This is a genomic window from Gardnerella bretellae (assembly GCF_048545135.1).
In the GTDB taxonomy this organism is placed as follows: Bacteria; Actinomycetota; Actinomycetes; order Actinomycetales; family Bifidobacteriaceae; genus Bifidobacterium; species Bifidobacterium greenwoodii.
Genome location: NZ_JBKQXU010000006.1, coordinates 22612 through 46500 on the forward strand (window position 1 = coordinate 22612; position 23889 = coordinate 46500).

Annotated in this window: 19 protein-coding genes and 1 other RNA gene; 4 read left to right on the forward strand and 16 right to left on the reverse strand. The window is 44.5% G+C overall.

Annotated features, from left to right (window positions below):
* Positions 1-31: 31 nt before the first annotated feature.
* From ACJV7B_RS05320 to ptsP, 6 genes are all read right to left on the reverse strand, one after another.
* Positions 32-1639 (reverse strand): C69 family dipeptidase, encoded by a 1608-nt coding sequence (locus ACJV7B_RS05320; protein WP_419389137.1) that lies wholly within the window; start codon positions 1637-1639, stop codon positions 32-34.
* A gap of 75 nt (positions 1640-1714) precedes the next feature.
* Positions 1715-2266: a YbhB/YbcL family Raf kinase inhibitor-like protein gene (locus ACJV7B_RS05325; RefSeq protein WP_410296577.1), complete on the reverse strand. Its 552-nt coding sequence runs from the start codon at positions 2264-2266 to the stop codon at positions 1715-1717.
* A gap of 353 nt (positions 2267-2619) precedes the next feature.
* Positions 2620-4137 (reverse strand): PTS ascorbate transporter subunit IIC, encoded by a 1518-nt coding sequence (locus ACJV7B_RS05330; protein WP_419389138.1) that lies wholly within the window; start codon positions 4135-4137, stop codon positions 2620-2622.
* Positions 4138-4191: 54 nt separating this feature from the next.
* Positions 4192-4461, reverse strand: a complete 270-nt coding sequence (locus tag ACJV7B_RS05335; protein WP_019260534.1) for a PTS sugar transporter subunit IIB — start codon at positions 4459-4461, stop codon at positions 4192-4194.
* Between the two features lie 61 nt (positions 4462-4522).
* Positions 4523-4972 carry a PTS sugar transporter subunit IIA gene (locus ACJV7B_RS05340; protein ID WP_116794440.1) on the reverse strand — a complete coding sequence of 150 codons (450 nt, stop codon included), beginning with the start codon at positions 4970-4972 and terminating at the stop codon, positions 4523-4525.
* Between the two features lie 84 nt (positions 4973-5056).
* Complete coding sequence (ptsP, locus tag ACJV7B_RS05345) at positions 5057-6715, reverse strand: phosphoenolpyruvate--protein phosphotransferase (RefSeq protein ID WP_419389139.1); 1659 nt, start codon at positions 6713-6715, stop codon at positions 5057-5059.
* Positions 6716-6982: 267 nt separating this feature from the next.
* Between ptsP and ACJV7B_RS05350 the strand changes: the two genes are divergently transcribed.
* Both ACJV7B_RS05350 and ACJV7B_RS05355 read left to right on the forward strand, forming a co-directional pair.
* Positions 6983-7249, forward strand: a complete 267-nt coding sequence (locus tag ACJV7B_RS05350) for an HPr family phosphocarrier protein (RefSeq protein WP_019260531.1) — start codon at positions 6983-6985, stop codon at positions 7247-7249.
* Between the two features lie 113 nt (positions 7250-7362).
* A complete protein-coding gene (locus ACJV7B_RS05355; RefSeq protein WP_419389140.1) occupies positions 7363-8442 on the forward strand; it encodes a LacI family DNA-binding transcriptional regulator in 1080 nt (359 codons plus the stop codon).
* An 18-nt stretch (positions 8443-8460) separates the two neighbouring features.
* Here the strand turns inward: ACJV7B_RS05355 and ACJV7B_RS05360 are convergent, their stop codons facing one another.
* From ACJV7B_RS05360 to ACJV7B_RS05385, 6 genes are all read right to left on the reverse strand, one after another.
* Positions 8461-9630: a DNA polymerase III subunit delta' gene (locus ACJV7B_RS05360; RefSeq protein WP_419389141.1), complete on the reverse strand. Its 1170-nt coding sequence runs from the start codon at positions 9628-9630 to the stop codon at positions 8461-8463.
* A 33-nt stretch (positions 9631-9663) separates the two neighbouring features.
* Positions 9664-10368, reverse strand: coding sequence for a dTMP kinase (gene tmk, locus ACJV7B_RS05365; RefSeq protein WP_410296601.1), 705 nt, complete (start codon positions 10366-10368; stop codon positions 9664-9666).
* 63 nt (positions 10369-10431) lie between these two features.
* Complete coding sequence (topA, locus tag ACJV7B_RS05370; protein WP_419389142.1) at positions 10432-13236, reverse strand: type I DNA topoisomerase; 2805 nt, start codon at positions 13234-13236, stop codon at positions 10432-10434.
* Positions 13237-13367: 131 nt separating this feature from the next.
* Positions 13368-14534 carry a phosphatase PAP2 family protein gene (locus ACJV7B_RS05375; protein WP_375169248.1) on the reverse strand — a complete coding sequence of 389 codons (1167 nt, stop codon included), beginning with the start codon at positions 14532-14534 and terminating at the stop codon, positions 13368-13370.
* A 61-nt stretch (positions 14535-14595) separates the two neighbouring features.
* An RNA gene (ffs, locus tag ACJV7B_RS05380) (signal recognition particle sRNA small type) lies at positions 14596-14692 on the reverse strand.
* An 88-nt stretch (positions 14693-14780) separates the two neighbouring features.
* Positions 14781-15923 (reverse strand): inositol-3-phosphate synthase, encoded by a 1143-nt coding sequence (locus ACJV7B_RS05385; protein ID WP_004129278.1) that lies wholly within the window; start codon positions 15921-15923, stop codon positions 14781-14783.
* 173 nt (positions 15924-16096) lie between these two features.
* On the opposite strand from ACJV7B_RS05385, the gene ACJV7B_RS05390 reads away from it, so the two are divergent.
* Complete coding sequence (locus tag ACJV7B_RS05390) at positions 16097-18448, forward strand: transglycosylase domain-containing protein (RefSeq protein ID WP_419389143.1); 2352 nt, start codon at positions 16097-16099, stop codon at positions 18446-18448.
* 28 nt (positions 18449-18476) lie between these two features.
* Positions 18477-19250 (forward strand): HAD family hydrolase, encoded by a 774-nt coding sequence (locus tag ACJV7B_RS05395; protein WP_419389144.1) that lies wholly within the window; start codon positions 18477-18479, stop codon positions 19248-19250.
* On the opposite strand, the gene ACJV7B_RS05400 is transcribed toward ACJV7B_RS05395, so the two are convergent.
* The 4 genes from ACJV7B_RS05400 to dnaK form a co-directional block, all read right to left on the reverse strand.
* The gene (locus ACJV7B_RS05400) at positions 19204-19800 is read right to left on the reverse strand and encodes a heat shock protein transcriptional repressor HspR (protein WP_119521522.1); all 597 of its coding nucleotides are present in this window, start codon (positions 19798-19800) and stop codon (positions 19204-19206) included. The genes ACJV7B_RS05395 and ACJV7B_RS05400 overlap by 47 nt on opposite strands.
* 54 nt (positions 19801-19854) lie before the next feature.
* A complete protein-coding gene (locus ACJV7B_RS05405) occupies positions 19855-20916 on the reverse strand; it encodes a DnaJ C-terminal domain-containing protein (protein ID WP_419389145.1) in 1062 nt (353 codons plus the stop codon).
* Positions 20917-21044: 128 nt separating this feature from the next.
* The gene (grpE, locus tag ACJV7B_RS05410; RefSeq protein ID WP_419389146.1) at positions 21045-21746 is read right to left on the reverse strand and encodes a nucleotide exchange factor GrpE; all 702 of its coding nucleotides are present in this window, start codon (positions 21744-21746) and stop codon (positions 21045-21047) included.
* Entirely contained in the window at positions 21746-23641 is a 1896-nt protein-coding gene (gene dnaK / locus ACJV7B_RS05415; protein ID WP_419389147.1) for a molecular chaperone DnaK, read from the reverse strand. The genes grpE and dnaK overlap by 1 nt, the downstream gene beginning before the upstream one ends.
* Positions 23642-23889: the final 248 nt, after the last annotated feature.

Sequence of the window (23889 nt, forward strand, 5' to 3'; positions counted from 1 at the left end):
GCATAATGCATAAATGCATATTTTATATAATTTAATGATCAGAACGGTTAAAGCCATTCTTCATACGCATACTTGTAATGTAAAGAACATTATCAAGCAACGCGTCTGTTTCCTTCTTCAACCTTTCTGCCATGCTGTCATTCGCGTTAGCCAAAGCCTCACGAACTTTTGCGTCGCGAAGAGCGGCAATAATTTCTTCCGGATTGCGCACAACATCGCCGCAATAACCGTCTTCATCGCATTCACGCTCTGGCTCGTAATCTCTTAAAGAAACGCCGAGCAAATCAGCAATTTCTTTATCTGTGCGCTTAACCATTGCATGCCCAAGAGAGCCAACAGTTTCCTGGTAACGCTCAATCGTATTAGCTGTATCGTTAAACGCAGCATCGGCAAGAGCTGCAATAATGCGATTTTCCCAATAGAAGTTTTCGCTTGTTACGCGAGTAGTTGTATCTTCCAAATATTTTGGAGTGCGATTTACGTTCGGATAGAACGGCACCAAAGCGTTGAAAGGATTAGAACCGTAAGTAATCCACTGAATTGCACGTATTTCTTCCGGCATGTAAGGACGTATTTGCATTACAGCAAGCTCGCTTTGACGGTTAATACCGATTGGGCGCAACATGTGGCGAGTATGCTCGTCTCCAAGCTTTCCGTAAGGATCATATTCAGTGCCCTGATAGTGCGAGCTTAAAACGTACTTAACATCTTCAATGGTTACCTTGCGTTCTGGCTGGCGAGCCCAAGGAATGTCGTTGCTGTCCGGACGATGATCAGCGTCTTTACCATCCCACACTTCGTCATACGGATTCAAGAAGCGCTCCATGAACCACGCGCGAGGCGTGTTATAAACATGATCGGAATCCGAATGAGAGCCGAAAGCATCGCGAGGATTGAAAGGAGAAGCGTTTTCAACCGACAAATCCAAGTGATTTTCTTTAATAAATTCAAGCAAATCAGCCGAGCACATGTGCTCTTCTTGCTCACCAAAAGCGTCATCCAAGTCAAACTCGTCAATACCAAGCTGGTTTGGCATAACAACATAAGCTTCATCCGGCACGCGCTTAGCAATCCAATGATGGCCACCAACAGTTTCAAGCCACCAAATCTCGTTTACGTCCGAAAAAGCAACGCCGTTCATTTCGTAAGTGCCGTACTTTTCAAGCAACGCACCCAAACGCTCAACGCCTTCGCGAGCGCTACGAATATAAGGCAAAACAATTGTTAAGAAGTCTTCTTCGCCAATTCCGCCTGGAACTTCTGGCTTGTAGTCAGCATCGCCAACTTTGCCTTGTTCTTTTTGAAGCTCAACCATTGGGTCTGCTCCAAGCACGCGCTCGTTGGATGTAAGCGTTTCAGTTGCGCTCATTGCCACGTTTGCTTCGTTAACGCCAGCTTCTCCCCAGATTCCTTCACGCAAATCAGCGTTTGGCACGCTTGTGTATTGCATTGGATTATCCGGCAACTCAACTGTTACGTGGCTAAGAACGGACTTATAAACTCGAGGCTGATCTTCTGGCTTTACTACTACTAAGCGCTTTGGATTAAATTCGCCATTTGCGGAGTCTTCGTTACGCGCAATAAGCGTAGATCCGTCGTAGCTTGCGCCGCGTCCGACGAGAATTGTTGTGCATGCCATTTGCAGCCCCCATTTGTGAGTTTTAATATTTTACTAATTTTTATTCCTGATTGATTCTATCGCTAGTTACTTAAATTAGGCGCGCCCAGTAAAGAACATTCCGCCCGCATCTACGCCGCGAGTGCAGTTACGAATTTCGCGCAACAATTCATTCATATAGAAGCCTTGTTTAAGATTTGGCAAAGGTTGTTCCGTACCAAAAACTTCAAACATATATTCGTGATCTTTATCTGGAGGCTGCGGGCCGTTGTAACGCATGGTGATTGCAGGATCTTCGCAGCCAACAAACCTGCTTGCTTGCGAATTACGCCCCTGAATAGCTTCAGGAATCATCGCTGGCATTTTGCGCGAAAAATCTTCCGGAATTTGCAAAGCGTGAGAATCGTTAAAATCAAACATTAACGCATCTACTGGCACATTTGCAGCCGTCCAATGAATCCATTCAAAACCGCATACCGGTATTGCATCATCGTCAACAAGTCGCCAATGCAAGTAGTGCACAAAAGATGGCATATTGTCAACGTAAAACGGGAATGAAACTACTGGAACTCCATTAATTTTGTTCTGCTCCGGTGCAGCCTTGGAATAATTATCTGGAATAATAGTGAAATCTGTAGAAATATTCATAATTCAAGTATCTACTATTACACAACACTAATCAACTGCGCTAATAAATTACCTATTTGCAAACTATTCTCTTTACGTGCGTTGAGCACTGTTACTAACTCAGTCAGAAAACTGAGAAAATAACGGTAATAAGCTCAACACTGTTAAAAACTCAGCTAACAAACTGAGAAAACAACGGCAATTGGCAAAACACTGTTACTAACTCAGTCAGCCAACTGAGATATTAACAGTGTTGCAGCTTGTCCTATGACTTTGAAGATTAATTAGATTAACGAGATTAATAAAAACGTGCGCCCAGCTATATAAATAACCGGGCGCACTGATTTAGAAAATGGAGATTTTATACTCGATTTTTACTTTGCTGCAGCCTCCTTATTAGCAGCCATAGCAGCCTTCTTGGCAGCACGCTCTTGTTCCTTAATGCTTTCAATGAACTCAGCATGCTTTACTGCAGGAAGCCAGCCGGTGTTAACAACCTTAACCTGCCATACCCAAGCCAAAGCAAAGATTATAACTGCAAAAACAATCAAGCTTACAGCACCAACGCCTGCACCAAGGTGAGCGAAGTTACCAACAACGGTACCAACCCAACCAAAGTCAGCATCGCCGAAGGTGGAGTTTGCCAAACCGAAGGAACCCATAACCGTAAGCAATACTGCTGGGAGGAATGTAATAATCAAGCCGTTGATGAAGCCACCAAGAATAGCGCCACGACGACCGCCGGTTGCGTTGCCGAATACGCCAGCACCGCCACCATCGAAGAAGTGAGGAACCATGCCAGGAAGAATCAAGGCCAAGCCCCAAGCCGGTCCCATCCACACTGCAATAATGCCAAGAGCTACAAGACCACCAACGAAGGAAGCCAAGAAGCCAATGAGGGAAGCGTTAGCACCGTATGGGAACACGATTGGAATATCCAATGCTGGACGTGCGCCTGGAACAACCTTGTTAGCAATGCCCTGGAATGCAGGAACCAATTCGCCCAAAATAATACGAACGCCGTAGAGGATTACGCTAACACCAATGCCGAACTGCAAAGCCTGAGCAAAAGCAGCCATGTAGAATGCGCTGTAATCAGTAGGATGAGATGCGAAAATCTTGAAGAGTTCCTTTGCCGGCAACACAACAGAAGCCCATACTGCGAACACAAGATAAAGCACAACCATCAACAAAGTGGTGGAAACCATGGAATCGCGCAAGAAGCTCAAGCCCTTAGGGAAGTTGATGTCTTCAGTGGACTTTGACTTCTTACCAACAGCAGCGCCAACAGCACCAGAAACAATGTAGCTTAAGGAGTTGAAGTGACCGATTGAAAGCTTATCGCTTCCGGTAATGCGGTTCATGAATGGCTGCGCAAAAGCTGGCAAAACAACCATAACCGTTGCCATAATAATGGAGCCAACAATAACAATAAGAAGCTGGTTGCCAGCACCAAAGCCTACAGAAAGCACCAAAGCGAGCAACATGGACATGAACACCATGTGGTGACCAGTCAAGAAGATGTACTTCAGTGGAGTAAAGCGAGCAGCAAGAAGCATAAGAACGAAGCTAAGCACAATAATGTATGCAGAAGTAGCACCATACTGTCCTGCAGCCTGAGCTGTAATAACCTCGTTTGTAGGCACAACACCGTGTGCACCAGTAGACTTCAAAACTAAGTCACCAAATGGAGCAAGAGCACCAACAACAACGCCAGCACCTGCGCCCAAAATAAGGTAACCCATAGCAGCCTTTAAGCCGCCTGCAATAACTTGTCCTGCACTACGCTTGAGTGCAATAAGACCGATTGCTGCAATAATACCAATCAAATAAGCCGGCACATTCAAAATCTGCTGACTTATGAAATTTAAAACCTGAACTACAATGTTCATTTTTATTTCCTTCTTTTTTATTCCCTAGGGGAAGGCAAATACTATGAGTAATTACTATACGTAACGCTCAAGTACGCTTTTCACCTCTTCAACATCCATGAAATTTTCAATTGTTTCCACAGGAGTGGTAGTACCCTCAAGCTCTGGAGCGAGCTGAGGAGATGTGAGTACAAGGTCGTTCATATTAGCGGTACCTTTTGCACTTCCAGCGTCGGAAGTAGTAACCGTAACATCAAGACCAAGGTCTGCTGCTGCAGCCTCAACATTGATTTTGAGCAGTACAGACGTGCCAATGCCGTTTCCGCATACGCACAGAATATTCATAATAGCCTCTTTCGTTGAGTTATCATTTTTAATTTTACAAAATTAATTTATGATTTAACATCTAACTTTTAAGAATCGCGCGAATTTCTTCAGCATTTTTTGCTTGCGCAAGTTCCTTAGTTTTTACAGGATTAGACAAAGCTGCAGCAACTGCGGACATAACCCCAATATGCTCGCTTTCGTCGTGACCTGCAAGACCAATAACTAAAGAAACTGGATCGTTAGCAGCATTGCCAAATTCAACAGGCGTACTTAAACGAACCCAGCTTAAACCGCTTTTAAGAACCGCTGCCGATGGCCTTGAATGAGCCAAAGCCAAGCCTGGAGCAATAACAATATATGGCCCCATTTTCTCAACGGTTTCAATCATTTGATCCGTGTATTCGTCAGTGGTAAAGCCAGCTTCTCGCAAAGCATCGCCAGCAAGACGAATCGCATCGCGCCAATCCTTAGCCGCAACATCAAGATTAACTGCAGCGTCCGGAAGAAGCTCGTCAATATCAGCGCTCATATTTTCTCTTTTCTGATTATTTTTAATTTTTTACTATTTTTTAAATTTTGTGATTATTAAATTTTGGTTATATTTAAATTTTGATTATTCCTGCATAATCGAGTGGTAGAACTTTCCAGCTAAAGCCTCTTGAGCTTTAGCTTTTGCTTCATCAAATGTAGTCTGAGCAAGTTCAGCACGAACATCGTCCAAAGCAACCGGCGTCATAGAAAGCGAGTTAATACCAAGACCAGTAAGAACAACCGCTAAGTCTGGATCAGCCGCAGCTTCACCACAAACTCCAACTGGCATACCATGAGCGTTACCAGCGTCTGCAATCATTTTGATTGCACGCAACACGGCAGGATGCCAAGCAGTTTGGTAATTAGAAACAGATCCAAGAGTTCGATCAGCCGCAAGAGTGTACTGAGTTAAATCATTCGTTCCAATAGAAACAAAATCAGCAACTTGAGCAACTTCTTCGGCAACCAAAGCAATAGAAGGAACTTCGGCCATAACGCCAACCTTCTTAAGACCTTTAGATTTACCAAGCTTTACAAAATACGCAGCTTCATGCTCGTCTGAAACCATTGGAGCCATTACCCACAAATCTGCATTAGTGGCGGCATCAGCGCGAGCCAAGGCCTCAAGCTGGCCATCTAAAACATCCATATGCTGCCTTAAAGTGCGCAAACCGCGAAGACCTAAAGCAGGATTTGGCTCATCTTCCGGAGTTAAGAATGGCAACGGCTTATCTGCTCCAGCATCAAGCAGACGAATAACAACTTTTTTGCCATCAAATTGAGATAACAGCTTTGTGTAGGCTTCTGTCTGCTCTTCTACACTAGGCGGCTGCTCGTTACCAATAAACAGAAATTCCGTACGGAACAAGCCAACGCCTTCAGCACCATATTCGTGCGCAATTTGAGCATCCGAAGGCTTGCCAACATTTGCCAAAAGTGGAATCAAATGACCATCTTTAGTACTTCCAGGCAATCCGCGCAATTCGCGAGCACGACTTAAGCGCTCACGAGACTCTTTAACATGCGCAATTTCTTCTTCGCTAGGATCGCTTATAACGCGTCCGCGGGCAGCATCAACTACAATCATTTGATGATTGTTTAGCTGGCAAGCATCGTGCGCTCCAACAACAGCAACAATTCCGCGAGCGCGCGCAAGAATAGCAGTGTGGCTTGTAGGACCGCCGTCGATTGTAACAATTGCCTGAACCTTGCTTAAATTGAGCGAAGCAGTATCGGCAGGAGAAAGATCCCTAGCAACCAACACAAAAGGAGAATCGCTTTCTGGCACTCCAGGCGCTTCGACACCAAGCAAGGACGCAATAACGCGCTGGCCAACATCGTGCAAATCTCCCGCACGCTCAGCCATATAGCCGCCGAGATTGCGCAACATATCTTCAAACTGCGCAAATCCTTCCCAAGTAGCACGTTCAGCTGTTTTCCCAGCAGAAATTCCAGCTTCAATCGCACTTATTAATGCTGGATCCGACGCCATTTGCGCAAGAGCCTGCATAATTGGTGCTGCTTTTTTAGTTCCTTCATCCGCTGCTTTAAGAGCAGCTTCCGCGCGCTGTTGCAAATCTTTATTTACTGCATTTAGAGCGTTTTGTACTGAAATTTTGGCATCTTCGATTGATATTGCCGAAGGACGAGCCACATCTTCTGGCTCGCGCAAAGCAGGTGCCATACACAATACTTCACCAGACGCCATTGAACGACCAATACCAACACCAGTGATTACCATACTTAAACCCTCCTTTAGGTTTAGACGCTTTACCACAGCTGCAACGCCGCAGAAGCATTTCTTGCAGGTAAACGTTTCTTACTAATGAAACTATACACCATTAAAAACGTTGTTACAACAAGTGAAAACGTTTTCTGTATTTTTCAGTTAATTGTGTTACACTTAACATTAAAAATAGCAATAAAAAACTTAAGAAAAAAAACTTTGCTTTTATACGAAAGTAAAATAAAAGTAGAAATTATTAATTTTTTATTCAAAGGAGAAAAAATGTCAGTCGCAACTCGCACCGTTACTATTGAAGACCCTGTTGGAATTCACGCTCGCCCAGCATCTGAATTTTCACAAGCTGCAATGGCATCAAATTGCACCGTAACAATCGCAAAAGGTGAAGGAGCTCCAGTAAGCGCAAACAGCATTCTTTCGATTATGGGCTTGGGCATTACTAAGGGAGATTCAATCACAATTACTGTAGACGGCGAAGATGCTGAAAATGTGGCAGCTAAGCTTGTAGAAGTAGTCACGAAAGGCGAATAATATAGAGTTAAGAAAGTAAATAAACGAGCAAATAAATAATATTCACTTTATAGTATTCGATTTGCGGTGCTGCTTATTATTAGCTACAGCACCGCACTCATTCGGGGGCATATATGGCAAATCAAACAAATCAGAATGCCTCCATTACTCATGTAGCGGCGCTCGCAAAAGTTTCAATCGCAACAGTATCTCGCGTACTTTCTGGCCGTCGAGCCAAAGATGACGATATTGCAAAACGCGTTAGAAAAGCTGCAGAACAGCTTAATTATTCAGTAAATTATGCAGCAAGCGCATTAAGAAGCGACACAACTAACACAATCGGCGTGGTAATGAGCACAAGCAACGTAGACGATTCGTTCAACGTAAACATGCTTTCCGCCCTGGATGAGGCAGCTAAGACAATAGACAAAATACTTCTTGTTGGCACTGGCAAAGACGCTGAAACGCAAGAAGAGCGCATTGAGGAGCTTATTGAGCACAATGTTGACAGTCTTATTGTTATACAGTCTAACAATATTGATTTAACAAAAATACTTGAAAACTACGTAAATAATCTTCCAATTGTGCAAATCGGCGGCACTGCAACTTCGTTCCACATTAACTGGGTTGGCATGGATCAAGAATCCATGATGGAAGCTGCTTTAATACATCTTTCACACCACGACGCGCACAATATTGCTTATTTAAGCGGAAATGTTGACTCCACACAAAACGCAAACTTATTCGCTAATTTCCAGACTGCTGCAAGCCGATTAAGTCTACTTCCTGAGCCAGATTGGACGACTTTTGGCGAGCTTACTTATCAGCGTGGATTTAAGGATACTATGAGGCTCTTTTCCACTTCTGCAGCTAAGCAATCACGCAGACCAGACGCTATTATTTGCGCAAACGACGCCGTGGCAATGGGAGCTCTTTTGGCTTTAGATGAGCTTTCTTTAAAAGTTCCGCAAGATGTTCGCGTAATAGGTTACGGAGATAGCAGGCAGGCAAAAATATCTGAGCCTAAGCTTTCTTCAATCAGGCCTCCATACCAGCAGATTGCGCGCGAAGCTATTCGCTTAGCCACTGTTGATAAGTCCGAACAACATTGGCTTCCAGCACACATGGAATTTAGGCCAGAAATTATGCGACGCGAGTCAACTAACGCGCCGAGAATAGGCACAAGCGATATGTCACTTCCGTGGCGAATATAGTAAAGCCCTACGTTATTTTTATAAAAGAGAGCAGAATAACGCTTCAAAAACAAGCGTTGCGTTGCCGTTTCTAGCCAAGCGCTTACGAGCTGTGGCAATGTTGTCAACAAAACCAAGCGCCTGCTTCACCGTTAGTTTTTTAGAAAGTTCTACAATCCCAGACTTGTATTCTTGATTTATTATTGGCGAAGAATCCTGCGCATTGTTAAGTATGACTAAAACGTCTCGATACACGCTGCTGATTGCGTCTAAAGAACGACCTAATACGTCGCGACTTACGCGAGTAACTTTGCGCTTTACCTCATCTTTTTTACCGATTGCGTTGTAAGCTGTGCGCAATTTTGGCGCAATACGATCGCCATCTTTTAAGCCGTTAATTCTTAAAAATTCTTTCTGCTGAGCTTCAACATTTCGCTGAACTTCATCTTCTGCTTGAGCTTTTGCGTCCTCAATAAGCATTGCAGCAAGCATAATTGCGTCAGCAGCCTCGTGCATGCGAAGCAATCCTGCAACTAACTCATCTCGCCTGCTTAAAGCACGCTCGTCGCTTGCGTAAATCAACGCGGTTTCTATATTTCCTTGAGAAAGTCTAGCTGCGCGACCTGCTAACTTATTATCCGCATCCGTTTTTTTAATAAGATATTCTGCTACAGACTTCTCATCCGGCATAGCTAATTGCACAAGCTGCGTGCGCGAACGAATTGTTGGAAGCACATCTTTAGCGCTTGAAGCGCAAAGAAGCCAAATAGTGTGATTGCTAGGCTCTTCAATCTCTTTAAGAAGAACGTTTGTGCTGCGCTCCAACATTCTGTCAACGTCTTCAATAATTATGATTCGCCACGGAGCAGTGCTAGGCATTTGCTCGGAAATTCCAATAACTTCGCGAACATCGTCAATGCTGAGAGTCACACCTTCGGTTGCAAGCGTATGAACATCCGGATGCGAGCCAGCTAAAACTTCTTTAGCAGTTTTACTAAGCTCTTCTTCCCCACTAATATTTCGATTTGCATCTAAACAATCCGGGCTTTCGAGAGCAGCAGCAAAAGCGCGCGCAACTTGCACACTGCCAAAGCCGGCAGCTCCGCAAATTAGCCAAGATTGGGCTATTTTACTGGCGTCCGCGCAAGCAACTTTTTGCAAACGCTTAATCACCTGCTCTTGGCCAACTACGTTATCCCAAACGCTCATTGCTTCACCCACTAAATTTCGTTTTACAGCATTTTATTTAGATTCAATTTGCGCAATTAAATTATTCACATCGCTAGAAATTAGCTCCGCTAAGGATTGTGCAGAACATGTTGCGTCTAATACACGATACCTATTTGCAGATTCCTGCGCTAAATCCAAAAAAGCTTCTCGAGTGCGACGCTGGAAATCAATTCCGGCTGATTCCATTCGATCCTGCTCACGATGCAAACGCTCAAAAGCTGCTTCCGGCTGCATGTCTAGCAAGTAAGTGCGATTAGGCCACAGAGAGTCAGTTGCCCACTCGCTTAAAGTTCGCACATCATCCATAGTCAATTCGCGGCCGCCTGCTTGGTAAGCAAGCGAAGAATCAATGTAACGATCTGTAATTACTACCGCTCCACGGCTAAGCGCTGGGCGAATCACTTGAGCAACATGCTGAGCGCGATCTGCTGCAAACAATAAAGCTTCAGCCCTAGAGGACACAAAAGATCCGTGCAACAATATTTCGCGCAAAGACTTTCCAAGATCAGTTCCGCCCGGCTCGCGCGTCACTACAACTTCTCGCCCCAAAGATTGCAAATGCTTTTTCAGCGCCTCAACTTGCGTTGTTTTACCAACGCCGTCAATTCCTTCAAAAGAAATAAATAAGCCTTTATTTTCAGCATATTTCTCACTGTTGCAACCACAGTTTCCTCCGCAAGCGCAACCGCCTGAAAAATCACCATTCTTAGATGCCATATTTTGTGACTCCATATTTTGTGACTCCATACGCAAGGTCTATTTAATCTTTAGATTTCATTCCTATGCTTTTTTAGCGGTAGATTTCTTTGCAGTAGTCTTCTTTGTGGAAGTTTTCTTTGCTGTAGATTTTTTCGCAGTAGACTTCTTTGCGGAAGATTTTGCAGCGCTCTTCTTGCGTTTTACAGGTCCTGCAGCGCGCTTTTGAGCCAATAGCGCAAACGCATCCTGAGGATCAATTGATTCAGGCGTGTACTGCTTCGGCAAAGTGCGATTCGTTTCGCCATCAGTAATATAAGCCCCATAGAAGCCATCTTTAATTACAACAGGCTTTCCAGTTTCAGGATCCGCACCGAGCTCGCGAAGAGGAGGCTTAGCAGCACCGCGAGTACGCTTACCGTACTTTGGTTGCGCAAACAAAGCCTTCGCTTCTTCTAGAGTCGTAGTAAAAATAGCGTCTTCACTAGCTAAAGAGCGCGTTTCTGGCTTAGAATCAACTTCAGAATAAGTCTTAGTTAAGTATGGGCCGTAACGTCCGTTGCTTGCCTCAATGCGAGCAAGTTTAACCACACCTTCAGCATCAACTTCTTCATACTCGCCAACCAAACGCGGCAAGTGCAAAAGCTGCAAAGCATCTTGCAAAGTTAAGGTTAAAGGATCCATAGTCTTAAACAAGGATGCCATTTTTGGACGCGACTTAGAAGACTTAGCGTCTTCATCATCCTGAGAGTCAACTAAAGCAACGTATGGGCCAAAACGACCATTTCGCACTTCAACAGTGCCACCAGTTTCAGGATCTTTGCCCAACACTCGCGGACCTTCAGCATTGTTATCTAACAATTCTCGCGCAACATCCACGCTAAGCTCATCCGGAGCTAAAGTTTCTGGAAGAGATGCGTGTCGAGGATTACCCTCAGCGTCCAAATTCGTAGTATCTTCCAAATAAGGTCCGTAACGGCCAACACGAACGTGCAATCCATCACCAATATTTATAGTGTTGATTTCACGCGCGTCAATTTCGCCAAGTTCCGCAACCTGCTGTTGCAAACCAATATGCGCTTCGTCAGCAGACTTCGCAGAATCATCTCCAGAACCAAAATAGAATCTAGTTAGCCAGTCGCGACCGGTTTCTTCGCCGTGCGCAATTCGGTCCAAACCATTTTCCATATCCGCAGTAAACGCGTAATCAACATACTTTGGGAAGTTAGCTTCTAAAAGCTTGATTACAGCAAACGCAAGCCATGAAGGAATTAAAGCACGTCCACGCTCATACACGTATCCGCGATCAATAATCGTGGAAATAATAGTTGCATAAGTAGAAGGGCGACCAATTTCCTTAGCTTCCAGCGTTTTTACCAAAGAAGCTTCGGTGTATCTTGCAGGCGGCTGAGTTTCGTGAGAATCCGCACTAACACTTTTAGCTTCAAGAACATCCCCAGATTGCATTTGAGGAAGCGCTTTTTCGCCTGCGCCATCACTTTCAGCTGCAGATGCGTTAGCAAAAACTTTCATAAAACCAGCAAAAGTAATTACTGTTCCAGAAGCTTGGAACAAAGCTTCACCATATTCGCCAGCAGAAGCGTTTAACTTAACTGTTGCTGTAAAACCAGTAGCATCTTCCATTTGAGACGCAAGAGTTCGCTGCCAAATAAGCGTATACAATTTAAGCTGATCTGCAGGCAATTTATCCGCCAGCTCGTCTGGGCTTAAGAAACGCGCTCCAGCAGGGCGAATACATTCGTGAGCTTCCTGCGCTCCTGCAGACGTAGTTGCATACTGTTTAGGAGATTTAGAAACATACTCAGCACCGAACGCTACCCTAGCAGCATTTCGAGCGGCCTCAATAGCCTCTTTAGAAAGCGTTACGGAATCCGTACGCATGTAAGTAATATAGCCGTTTTCGTATAAGGATTGCGCAGCTCGCATAGTTTGACGAGAGCTCATCGACAGGCGGTTTCCAGCAGTTTGCTGCAAAGTTGATGTAGTAAAAGGCGGCAAAGGACGACGGCGGTACGGCTTCGTTTCCATAGAGTCAACTACAAAATCTGAATTTTCAAGAGCTTTGGAAAGCTTGGACGCAAAATCAGCGTCAACGTGCAAAGCTTTCTGAGACTCACCTTTTGCAGCAACAAGCTCGCCTTTTGAATTGAAATCTTTAGAACCAGCCAGACGACGACCAGAAAGCTCGCTCATGCGCGCTTCGAAATCAACGCTTTTACCATCAGAGTCTTTAGAGCTCAAAACAGCACTAATATCCCAGTATGAAGCTTTCCTAAAAGCCATGCGCTCGCGCTCGCGCTCAACAATAAGCCTTGTTGCAACAGACTGCACACGGCCAGCAGAAAGACCTGGACCAACTTTCCTCCAAAGCACAGGAGAAAGCTCGTAACCATACAAACGATCCAGCACACGACGCGTTTCTTGCGCATCAACCATATTGTCGTCAACATTTCGAGTATTACTTAGCGAAGCTTGAATAGCATCCTTAGTAATCTCGTGAAAAACCATACGCTTTACTGGCACTTTTGGTTTCAAAGCTTCAACCAAATGCCAAGCAATAGCCTCACCTTCGCGATCCTCATCAGTTGCCAAATACAGCTCGTCGGCTTTGGCGAGCGCAGACTTTAAATCGGCAACTGTTTTCTTTTTATCTGCTCCAACAACATAGTATGGGGCAAAACCATGATCAACATCTACGCCAAACTTACCAAACGCAGCTTTGCGTGAGGCTGGAACTTGGCTTGGTTGAGCGAGGTCGCGAATATGCCCCACTGACGCCATAACAGTGTATCCGTTACCCAAATACCCGCCAATTTTGCGCGCTTTCGTGGGAGACTCCACAATGACTAGCTTATGTTCAGCTGCCATATTCGCTCCTTTCCTAACACAATCAAACATACACGCATTAACTGTATGCTTCGCACTAACTGTATCTCAAGTTACGCTGTACGTCTATTAAATTCCACCTCGGTGGATAAAAGCAGATAGAGTAGACATTTTCATGCAGCAGACGGTGGTGTTGGAGGCGCACCAACTAATCCAAGCCTGCCAAGCGGGGAAGCTGTAGAATGGCGCATTACCATAATCACGCCATAAACAAGCAAAGATGCACCAATAATCAGCCAATATGTTGCAGTATAAGATACAACAGCCGCCCACTGTGCAAAAATATCTACACCTGGCAAAATTTGCCATATTAAATATAGTGAGTAAAGGCAAGCAAGAACACCCAAAGTAATCATAGAACTTCCTACAATTTGCACGCTAATTGAGGATCTTCTATACGCAGGCATGTCCATTCCGCTGCAACGCGTTAAAGCAAGAACAATAAGAGTTACTGCAGCAACTATTAGCAATGAAATAAGCACGTCTGAAGACCTATGCCAATGCCCTGCAACCAGTGAAAGTTGCACCAAAATAGTTATTACAGCGCTCGCAACAGCAACCCATGCGCGCCAAACTCTAGAAACAGTGCAAATAAGCAAAGCACAAGCCGCACAAATAAGTAAAGTATGGCCAGAAGGTGCTGAGTTTGCCGACAAATATTCAATATTAATAAGCATTGGTCGAGGAAGAATCTTTTTTAAGGGTTCAGCAGCAGCGGCCAAAATAATAATTCCTGCGCACTGCCCAAGCAGCCACCAGCGTTTTCGAACACAAGCTAAAACTAAAGCAACTGCCGCAATAACAACACCAAGAATAATAACAACAAGTGAATTGCAAAGCGGTTTTAAGCAAGCAGATAACCATGCTGGCATTCCTCTAGAACCAAAACCATCAATTACCATTTCCTCGTAGCTTTGGCCAAGTATTGTTTGCACGCTCACAAACCAAACGCCAACTGCAGAAACTAAAAATACGACTGCGAGCGCAACACACCATAATATTGTGGAAACACGCGGGCGCTTAAGTAGAGGATCGGACTCGTCAACATCGTCTTCTTGTAAGGAAGAATTTTTACTTGATTTTGATTTTGAGTTCGTTTCTACGCCGGTTTCTGCGCCAGTTTCTGCAATCTTCTTTGAATCTAATAGCTCGACTGTAGATTCATCGCTGCTAGGCACTGCAGAAAAAGCCTTAACTTCTGGCAAGTCTGGAAGCTCTTCAATATCTTTCAAACTATTGGCGTTTAAGCCGTCATTTGTTCCTGTAAATTCTTCGCTCATACTTTAGACTTTACGACAGTCTCTATGACAGCGCGAGTTTTGCGCATAATAAAATTTGAATAAAATAAAACCTCCACGCACCCACCAGAGGCCACTTACCCTTGCTGCATTTCTGCCCTGGGGGGATTGGGTGACGTAGTGCCACGCGGAGGCTCTAACTATATTACACGATTTTCGCTACATGTCGAGTAGTAATAACGAGTAATAGAAAATAAAAGTCAACTAATAGCTACTATTAGCAATAAATTAGGCTCTCCAAACGCTTTTACCGCGCTCTTTCGCTTCTTCAACATCGGCATTAAGCTGCAGCTCATCCGCTTCAACTTCGCCAGCAATATAACGCTCAACTAATTGACGAGCCTCGTTATCTTCATGCTGAACTGCAGGAGACTTCATAAAGTAGGAGCTTGGAGCCAAAATCGGGCCAGAAAGCTTACGATCCAAAGCGATTTTTGCAGCTCGAACAGCATCGATAACAATTCCGGCAGAGTTTGGAGAATCCCAAACTTCAAGCTTGTACTCCAAGTTCAAAGGAACATCACCAAAAGTAGTTCCTTCCAAACGCACGAAAGCAAACTTGCGGTCATCCAACCAAGCAACGTAGTCGGATGGGCCAATATGAACATTATGCTCATCCATTTCGTGAGGAACGATTGAAGTTACTGCGCGAGTCTTAGAAATCTTTTTAGACTCCAGCCTTGAGCGCTGAAGCATGTTCATAAAGTCCATGTTTCCGCCAACATTTAGCTGGTATGTGCGGTCTAAACGCACACCACGATCTTCAAAAAGTCTAGCCATAACACGGTGAGTAATAGTTGCACCCACCTGGCTTTTAATATCGTCACCAATAATAGGAACTCCGGCATCGCGGAACTTTTGCGCCCACTCAGGATCGGATGCAATAAATACCGGCAAGCAATTTACGAAAGCGCAACCAGCTTCCATTGCAAATGTTGCGTAGGCTTTATCTGCCTCTTCGGAGCCGACTGGCAAATAAGAAACAAGCACATCAACATGCTTATCTCGCAAAACTTGAGCTACGTCAACAGGCTCAGCCTCGGACTCGTCAATCATCTCGCGATAATAATCACCTAAGCCGTCGTAAGTAGGGCCGCGCATAACTTCCACACCCAAATTTGGTACGTCAGCAAAACGAATAGTATTGTTCTGCGAAGCGCCAATTGCTTCGCTTAAATCATGCCCAACTTTTAGAGAATCAACATCGAATGCTGCAACAAACTCAATATCGCGCACACGATACTGTCCAAAAACAGCGTGCATCAACCCTGGAATTTTCTCACCGTCATCAGCGTTTTTGTAATATTCAACGCCCTGAACCAGCGACGAAGCGCAATTACCTACTCCGGCAATGGCAACGCGGATGCTCATATAGACTCCTTGCCTGCAAAAAATCAGCGGCATTACGTTATGCCGCACTCATACACATTTCATAATACTATTTCTATAAGCATTATGTGCAATATGGGAGATTTTCAGTCGTTTCTAAGCCGAAACATGTAATTTCTGTGAAAAATTCAATACCGGGCGCTACGGTGGAATGTATGGTTGTAAATAAAGCTGGAAGACGAGCGTCTAATTCGCGCAAAAACGATACAAGAAGCGTATCGTCACAATCACAAAAAAATACGAATATGCCAGCCTCGCTTCCCCCTCGTAGACAAGGCTCATACGACTCATATTATTCTTCAGGTTCCGGCAATAGCAACCGCGGATCAAGACGAGAACGCTCACGCGCATACACTCGTCAGCAGCGCAGAAAAACTTGGCGCGGAAGGCATCCTATTATTTTTTGGGCGCTAATACTAATTTTTGTACCTATTTTGATTGGCGCAGCAATTTTTGCTTATATGTACGCAACTACTGACATACCTGCTCCTGACAAAGTTGCGATGGCAGATAAAACCAAGGTTTATTACGCAGATGGAAAAACAGAGTTAGGGTCTTTTGCTGAACAAAACCGTGAGATTATTAATTGTTCAGTTCTTCCTAAGTACGTTGGGCAGGCAATAGTTGCTTCAGAAAACCGCTCCTTCTACCAAGACAGTGGAATTGATTTTAAGGGAATTGGCCGTGCTCTTATTCATAACGTTACTAAACGCGGGCGCTGGGGCGGCTCTACCATTACGCAGCAGTACGCTGAACGCTACTATCTTGGCGAAACTAAAACGTATCTCGGTAAGCTTCACGAAGCTATTTTGGCTTTGAAAATCGCTCAAACACAAGATAAAGATACTGTTTTATGCAATTACATGAACACTATTTATCTTGGACGAGGCGCTTACGGTATTCAAGCGGCAGCAAAAGCTTATTTCGGCATAGAAGCTAAAGATTTAACATTATCTCAAGCAGCTCTTTTGGCGGGCATAATTCCTGCTCCAAGTAGTTGGGATCCTGCAATCGGCCCTAAAGAAGCCAAGATTCGCTTTAAGCGAGTGCTGAAAATTATGAAAAAAGACGGCTACATTACGGCTTCTCAGGCGGCAAAAGCTGAAATTCCAAAAACAATTACACAAACTACGCGAAATATGTATGCAGGCCCTCAAGGCTACTTGCTGCACATGGTTCGCGACGAGTTGACTAGTAATGGTGCTTTTAGCCAGGAAGATCTCGATAGCGGCGGATACCGCATTATTACTACGATTGATAAGTCTAAACAAGATTTAATGTTTAACGTTGCAAGCCCTTCTCAAGGCGGACGTGGGATTGTGCCGCAAGGATTGCAAATTGGCGGAATTTCCGTAAACGCAAAAGACGGCTCGATTATTTCGGTTTATGCAGGCGACGACTATTTAACAAAACAGTTAAATAACGCAACTCAAGCACTTTATGAGCCTGGATCTACAATGAAGCCTTTTGCTTTAATTGGCGCAATTCAAGCAGGTACAAGTCTTGACACAATGTTCAACGGAAATTCGCCGCGCAAGTTTGACGGTATTGAAAAACCTGTTGGAAACTTTGCGAACGCAAGCTACGGCATGATTAACTTGTACAGGGCAACTGCAGATTCCGTTAATACGGTTTACATGGATTTGCAGAGTAAACTTGGCGTTAAAAAAGTTGCGCATACCGCCGTTACTGCAGGACTAAACCCTAAGAGAGTTAATGGTAAAAATCCGTTTACCGTACTCGGTAATGATTCGGTTCATGTAAGCGAAATAGCGCGCGCTTACGCAACTTTTGCCAATCAAGGCAGACGCCCAGATTTGCATATTGTTGCTAGTGTAAAGAATCCTGATGGCAAAGAGTTTTATCGTGCGCCAACTGTTGGAAAGCAAGTTTTCTCGCCAACAGATGCCGCATTAGCCACAAAAGCAATGGTTGGAGTAGTTCAACACGGTACTGCAACCGAAGCTAGATCAATTGGAAGGCCTGTAGCTGGTAAATCTGGAACAGCAAACGATGAAACCGCTGGAAGCTTCGTAGGATTTACGCCTAATATTGTTACTGCTTTTGCAATTTGGAATCCAGACGCAAATGGCAGCCCGCAAGTAATTAAGCCATTCCACGGGTATCTTGGCGGAAGCGACTACCCTGTTCACTTGTTTACTAGGTACATGCGCCAAGCTGTAGCAGGAACTCCTGTTGCTAAATTCCCTGAAGTAAAAGATACTGGTAAGATTGGTGGGCCGGACGGCACGTGGGGCTTAGGCGATCGACATGCTTACACTCATGATGAAGATGAAGAAGATAAAAATAAGGACAAAGATAAAGATAAGGATAAAGATAAAGACGATTTAGACCCTGACCATATTAATCGTTCAGATAATCCGTGGGATAGCTATACAAATAGCGGAAACTACGGAAATAGTTACGGTGGCAGCTATGGAAATTCGGAATCTGGAAACACTGGCGAAAGCCAGTCCGACGCTTCTACGCCACACAGCGGGCAGTAATTACAGAAAGTATAAGGAATTATAAATAGTGGAACAAAAGACTGAAAAATCAGAAAAAATTACAAACACACAATCGAGCAAGAATATTTTGCGTGCAGTATTTTGGGATATGGATGGCACGCTTATTGATTCGGAACCGTATTGGCACGAGTCTGAATTTTATTTAGTAGAAAAATACGGCGGATATTGGGATGAAGATTTAGCTTGGAAATGTTCTGGCGGATCTTTGGAAACAGTTGCAAATAAAATGATTCCTTCCGGAACTAAACTTACAGTAGAAGAAATCGGCAAAGGGATGGTAGATTACGTTGCAGCTCGCGAAGCTGAGCGCGTTCCGTGGATTCCAGGAGTTCTAGACCTTCTTAAAAGCCTCACAAATGCTGGTATTCCTTCTATTTTAGTCAGCAATTCGCCGCGTTGCCTAGTAGAAAATATTGTTAAGCATGCTCCAGAAGGCGCTTTTGATGGATACGTTTGTGGCGACGATGGTTTTAAGCCTAAGCCAAGCGCTGAACCATATTTGGCTGCTGGAAAAATGGTTGGTATTTGTGGAAGCGCGGAAGAAATCGCTGAACAAATGGCTCACTGCGTAATCATAGAAGATTCTTTATCTGGTCTTACTGCTGCAGTTAATTCGGGAGCTACTGTAGTTGCGCAAACTGGTTTTTCGCGCGCAAATATTTCCGAAAGCAAGCACCACGCTGAGCTTAATGGATATGAAGGCGTGAGCGCAAAAACTCTTGAAAATATTGTTATTAAACGCGCCAAGCGCGCCAAAGAACAACAGATTTCTCGTCTTTAATTGCGTTATTATCACTTGCATCTGCATACTCTGATGACGAATAAGACGACGGCAAAGCTCGGCGCTCAGTGCGAATATCTCGTCTCCAGCGCCGAGCATTACGCGAACGCTGCATTTCCACAATGTCGCCATCTGCGTTTGCAGCAAAAATATTGCGCTCTGAAGACTCTGCAGCTTCTGTTAAATGACGAACTTGCCTTTTAAGCTGTCGATTTTCTTCTTGCAGATCCAGAATTTGCATAATTCCAGCTAAATTGATACCTTCATTTTGACTTAAATGCTGCGTTTGTACAATTCTGCTTATATCTCTCAAAGAGTATCTGCGAGCGCCACCTTCTGTGCGCTGAGGCATGATTAAACGCAAACGATCGTATTGGCGAAGGGTTTGCGGATGAGTATTGGTAAGGCGCGCTACATGGCTGACGGTAAATATTGGCAAATCGATTGTAAAACCTACTTCGTCCGCGCCGTCAAGCGTTGCACTACCACGCACTAAAGCAACTGCGCACATTTCATACAGTGCTTTAGTTTCACGCGTTATAGGTGTCATAGCACGCCTTCCTTTACTTTACTTTACTTTTACTTTTCTTAATTTATTTTTACACTATTTTTGTCTCAAATTATTAATTTCTTCCGCGTAAGATTCGCCGGCAGTCTTATCAAATTCTTTTGCTACACGCTTAAGCAACATATTTGCTCGTTGTGGCAGGCGAATTTGCACAAGACCAACGAAATCGCCATTTGCTCCCGGAACTCCAGCGCCTTTCACACGAACCTCATCTCCGCTAGATGAGCAAGCTGGAACTTTAAACGTAACAGGATTACCATCTACGTCATTAAGCGTAACTTTTGCACCATGCACAGCTTCACTTAAAGTTACCGGAAGAGTTGCGACCAAATCGTTTGCGCGCAAAGTGAATTTATTAGATTCTTCTACATGAACTTGTAGGTACAAATCTCCTGCAGAACCGCCAAATCTTCCTGGCTTTCCTTTACTCTTTAAACGAATTTTTTGACCGTTTTTTACTCCGGCTGGAATATGCGTTTTAAAAGTCGATCCGGCTGCACGCAGCGAAACAGTAGCACCCTTAAATGCCTGCTTAAAAGTGAGTTTAATATCTGTTGTTATATCGTCACCTTTTGTAGGCACATTTTGGTTTTGCGCACTTTCGTATTGCTCGTCTCCAAAACTGTTCGCGCTTTGGAATCCAGACGCACCAGAATTTTGACGTCCACCGGCAAACATGGAGAAAATATCACCCATATTTGGACCAGCGCCACTACTTGCGAAACGAATGCGCGAGCCGTTTCCGCCCATTCCGCCCATGTTGCCCATACCGGCTCCTCCATTAAACATGGAGAAAATATCCGAGAAGCTTGACGCATCAAATCCGCCTGCTCCCCCGGCGCCGCCGGCAAAACGAGCACCTCCTGCACCAAATTGACGAATAGCATCGTAGCGTTGGCGCGTTTGGCTATCTTTTAGAACATCATAAGCTTCAGAAACGTCCTTAAACTTTTCTTCAGCTTCTTTTGTTTTGTTCAAATCCGGATGATATTTACGCGCTAACTTGCGATACGCTTTAGTAATCGTTGCTTCGTCAGCGTCTTTGGAGACACCTAAAACTTTATAAAAATCTTTAGCTAACCACTCATTTTCAGCCATTTGTGCCTCCTTTCTTTACAAGCACATTGGCTATTTCGCTTTTTTGACCAAATATAGCCTGCTCGTGCCAACTCTTATGAGCTAGCACGAGCAAGTTTTATGCAATAAAGTTACAACTCAGAGTTTCGTTAGGAATTACTTGGTGAAGAAACGACCACACGAGCTGCGCGAATAACACGATCTCCTATGCGATACCCCGCCTCAACCACAGCGTCCACAGTTTCTTTTGTAGCGTCTGGATCAGGACGATGTAAAACAGCATCGTGCTTGGTCGGGTCAAAGTCTTCGCCTTTTTCGCCGAACTTTTCTACGCCGAACTTCTCAAAAGCCTTATCGATCTTGGTTGCAACAGCCTTAAACGAATCATCCATTTCGCTGTGCTCGCGAATACGGTCAATATCATCCAAAGCTGGAAGCAATGCTGTTAGCACGTCGATAATTCCATGCTGTCTGAAACGATCCTGCTCTTTCGCAGAACGATTGCGGAAGTTAATAAACTCTGCTCGCTCGCGTTGCAACGCTTCTAAGTATTCAGCAGCCTCTTTTTTGGCTTTACCTAAAGGCGTTAAACTGCTGTCGTCTGCATCTTTACTATCTTTCGATTCAGAAGATTCAGAAGAATTTGCGACATTTGCAGAATCCGCAGAATCTGCAGAATCCGCAGAAACATTAGCATCATACTGAGCGTCATCCGTTTCTGCACGATTCACGTTTTCAGCTTGCTTTGAAGACTGTGCAGAAGTCTTCGCAGAATCTTCTGCAGGTTTTACATCCAGCGAGTCAGAATCTTCCATTCCTTGCAAATATTCGTTGGTGTTAAAATCGGACATTACTTGTTGTCCTTATCGTCCTTGTCGTCGTCCACCACTTCGGCGTCAACCACGTCATCATCCTTAGAGGCAGATTCAGCACCAGCATTTGCGCCAGCCTGAGCACCAGCAGCAGGACCAGCTTGAGCACCAGCAGCGCCCTGCTGAGCGTAAAGCTGCTGACCAATCTTCTGAGCAGAAGTCATCAACTCACTCTGAGCAGACTTAATCTTCTCAACGTCATCACCCTTCAAAGCTTCCTTCAAAGCGTTCACCTTTTCGGTAACTTCCTTGGAGATTTCGTCGGAAAGCTTGTCTTTATTATCGTTCACAAGCTTTTCAGTTTGGTAGGCAAAAGATTCTGCCTGGTTGCGAACTTCAGCTTCTTCCTTACGCTTCTTATCTTCAGCTTCGTGAGCTTCAGCTTCCTTCACCATGCGATCGATTTCGTCCTTTGGAAGGCCAGAACCACCGGTAATAGTCATGGACTGCTCCTTACCAGTGCCCTTATCCTTAGCGGAAACGTGCACAATGCCGTTAGCATCAATATCGAAAGTAACTTCAATCTGAGGAACGCCACGAGGAGCTGGAGCAATACCAGTCAACTCAAAAGTGCCAAGAGGCTTGTTATCGCGAGCAAACTCACGTTCACCCTGGTAAACCTGAATCAACACGGATGGCTGATTATCTTCAGCAGTGGAGAATACTTCCGAGCGCTTCGTAGGAATTGCAGTATTGCGGTCAATAAGCTTAGTCATAATTCCGCCCTTGGTTTCAATACCCAAGGAAAGTGGAGTTACGTCAATAAGCAGAACGTCTTTGCGGTCTCCCTTAATAACACCCGACTGCACAGCTGCACCAACGGCAACAACCTCATCTGGGTTCACGGACTGGTTAGCTTCCTTACCGCCGGTAAGTTCCTTTACCAAATCCTTCACAGCTGGCATACGAGTAGAACCACCAACAAGAACCACGTGATCAATCTGGCTTACGGAAATTCCAGCGTCAGAAAGCACGTTGTTAAATGGGGTACGGCAGCGACCGAGCAAGTCGGAAGTCATTTCCTCAAAGTGAGCACGAGTCAAAGTTTCATCCAAATGCACTGGAGTGCCGTCAGGAGTCATTGCCAAGTACTGCATAGAAATTGAGGTGGAAGTAGAAGAGCTAAGCTCCTTCTTTGCCTGCTCAGCAGCTTCCTTCAAGCGCTGCAAAGCAATCTTATCCTTGCTCAAATCAACGCCGTACTTGTTCTTAACTTCGCCAACGAGCCAGTCGATAATCTTCTGATCCCAATCGTCGCCACCCAAGTGGTTGTCGCCGTTTGTGGCCTGCACCTGAATTGTGGAGAAGCCGTCGTCATCCTTACCAATTTCAAGCAAGGACACATCGAAAGTACCACCACCCAAGTCGAATACCAAAATGCGCTCGTCTTCCTTGCCTTTTTCAAGACCGTATGCCAAAGCTGCAGCAGTTGGTTCGTTAATAATACGAAGCACGTTCAAGCCTGCAATCTTACCTGCGTCCTTAGTTGCCTGACGCTGAGCATCGTTGAAGTATGCTGGGCAGGTAATAACAGCATCGGTTACAGGCTCACCAAGGTAGGCTTCTGCATCGCGCTTAAGCTTCATTAAAACCTGAGCAGAAATCTCTTGTGGAGTCCACTTCTTGCCATCAATTTCAACAGTCCAATCAGTGCCCATGTGGCGCTTTACAGAGCTAATAGTGCGATCAACGTTTGTTACAGCCTGACGCTTAGCAACTTCACCAACCAGAATTTCGCCTGACTTGCTAAATGCCACAACAGATGGTGTAGTGCGAGCTCCTTCAGCGTTCACAATAACGGTTGGGCTACCGCCTTCAAGAGTAGCAATGCAAGAGTTGGTTGTTCCCAAATCAATACCTACTGCACGTCCCATAATTTCTCCTTAACTAGGTATTGCACATTTTGTGCAATTACGTTTTCTTTTAAGTTTTGTAGTTACGTAAGCTGAGCTCTATTTAGGTTCCTTTTTGGAAACTAGGTAAATCATCAGCTTTTTTACTTTCCAAAACTTGAGCCTACTACACTCAACTTATAAAAGTCAACTTTTATTCCCAAAAATTACAAAAAACTTTATACAACTAGACTCAAGTTTTGTAAGATGTGCAAAATATAAGGAAAAAT

Coding starts and splice junctions, on each gene's coding strand:
- ACJV7B_RS05320 (WP_419389137.1), bottom strand. CDS start 1,639: ATGGCATGCACAACAATTCTCGTCGGACGCGGCGCAAGCTACGACGGA.
- ACJV7B_RS05325 (WP_410296577.1), bottom strand. CDS start 2,266: ATGAATATTTCTACAGATTTCACTATTATTCCAGATAATTATTCCAAG.
- ACJV7B_RS05330 (WP_419389138.1), bottom strand. CDS start 4,137: ATGAACATTGTAGTTCAGGTTTTAAATTTCATAAGTCAGCAGATTTTG.
- ACJV7B_RS05335 (WP_019260534.1), bottom strand. CDS start 4,461: ATGAATATTCTGTGCGTATGCGGAAACGGCATTGGCACGTCTGTACTG.
- ACJV7B_RS05340 (WP_116794440.1), bottom strand. CDS start 4,972: ATGAGCGCTGATATTGACGAGCTTCTTCCGGACGCTGCAGTTAATCTT.
- ptsP (WP_419389139.1), bottom strand. CDS start 6,715: ATGGTAATCACTGGTGTTGGTATTGGTCGTTCAATGGCGTCTGGTGAA.
- ACJV7B_RS05350 (WP_019260531.1), top strand. CDS start 6,983: ATGTCAGTCGCAACTCGCACCGTTACTATTGAAGACCCTGTTGGAATT.
- ACJV7B_RS05355 (WP_419389140.1), top strand. CDS start 7,363: ATGGCAAATCAAACAAATCAGAATGCCTCCATTACTCATGTAGCGGCG.
- ACJV7B_RS05360 (WP_419389141.1), bottom strand. CDS start 9,630: ATGAGCGTTTGGGATAACGTAGTTGGCCAAGAGCAGGTGATTAAGCGT.
- tmk (WP_410296601.1), bottom strand. CDS start 10,368: ATGGCATCTAAGAATGGTGATTTTTCAGGCGGTTGCGCTTGCGGAGGA.
- topA (WP_419389142.1), bottom strand. CDS start 13,236: ATGGCAGCTGAACATAAGCTAGTCATTGTGGAGTCTCCCACGAAAGCG.
- ACJV7B_RS05375 (WP_375169248.1), bottom strand. CDS start 14,534: ATGAGCGAAGAATTTACAGGAACAAATGACGGCTTAAACGCCAATAGT.
- ACJV7B_RS05385 (WP_004129278.1), bottom strand. CDS start 15,923: ATGAGCATCCGCGTTGCCATTGCCGGAGTAGGTAATTGCGCTTCGTCG.
- ACJV7B_RS05390 (WP_419389143.1), top strand. CDS start 16,097: ATGGTTGTAAATAAAGCTGGAAGACGAGCGTCTAATTCGCGCAAAAAC.
- ACJV7B_RS05400 (WP_119521522.1), bottom strand. CDS start 19,800: ATGACACCTATAACGCGTGAAACTAAAGCACTGTATGAAATGTGCGCA.
- ACJV7B_RS05405 (WP_419389145.1), bottom strand. CDS start 20,916: ATGGCTGAAAATGAGTGGTTAGCTAAAGATTTTTATAAAGTTTTAGGT.
- grpE (WP_419389146.1), bottom strand. CDS start 21,746: ATGTCCGATTTTAACACCAACGAATATTTGCAAGGAATGGAAGATTCT.
- dnaK (WP_419389147.1), bottom strand. CDS start 23,641: ATGGGACGTGCAGTAGGTATTGATTTGGGAACAACCAACTCTTGCATT.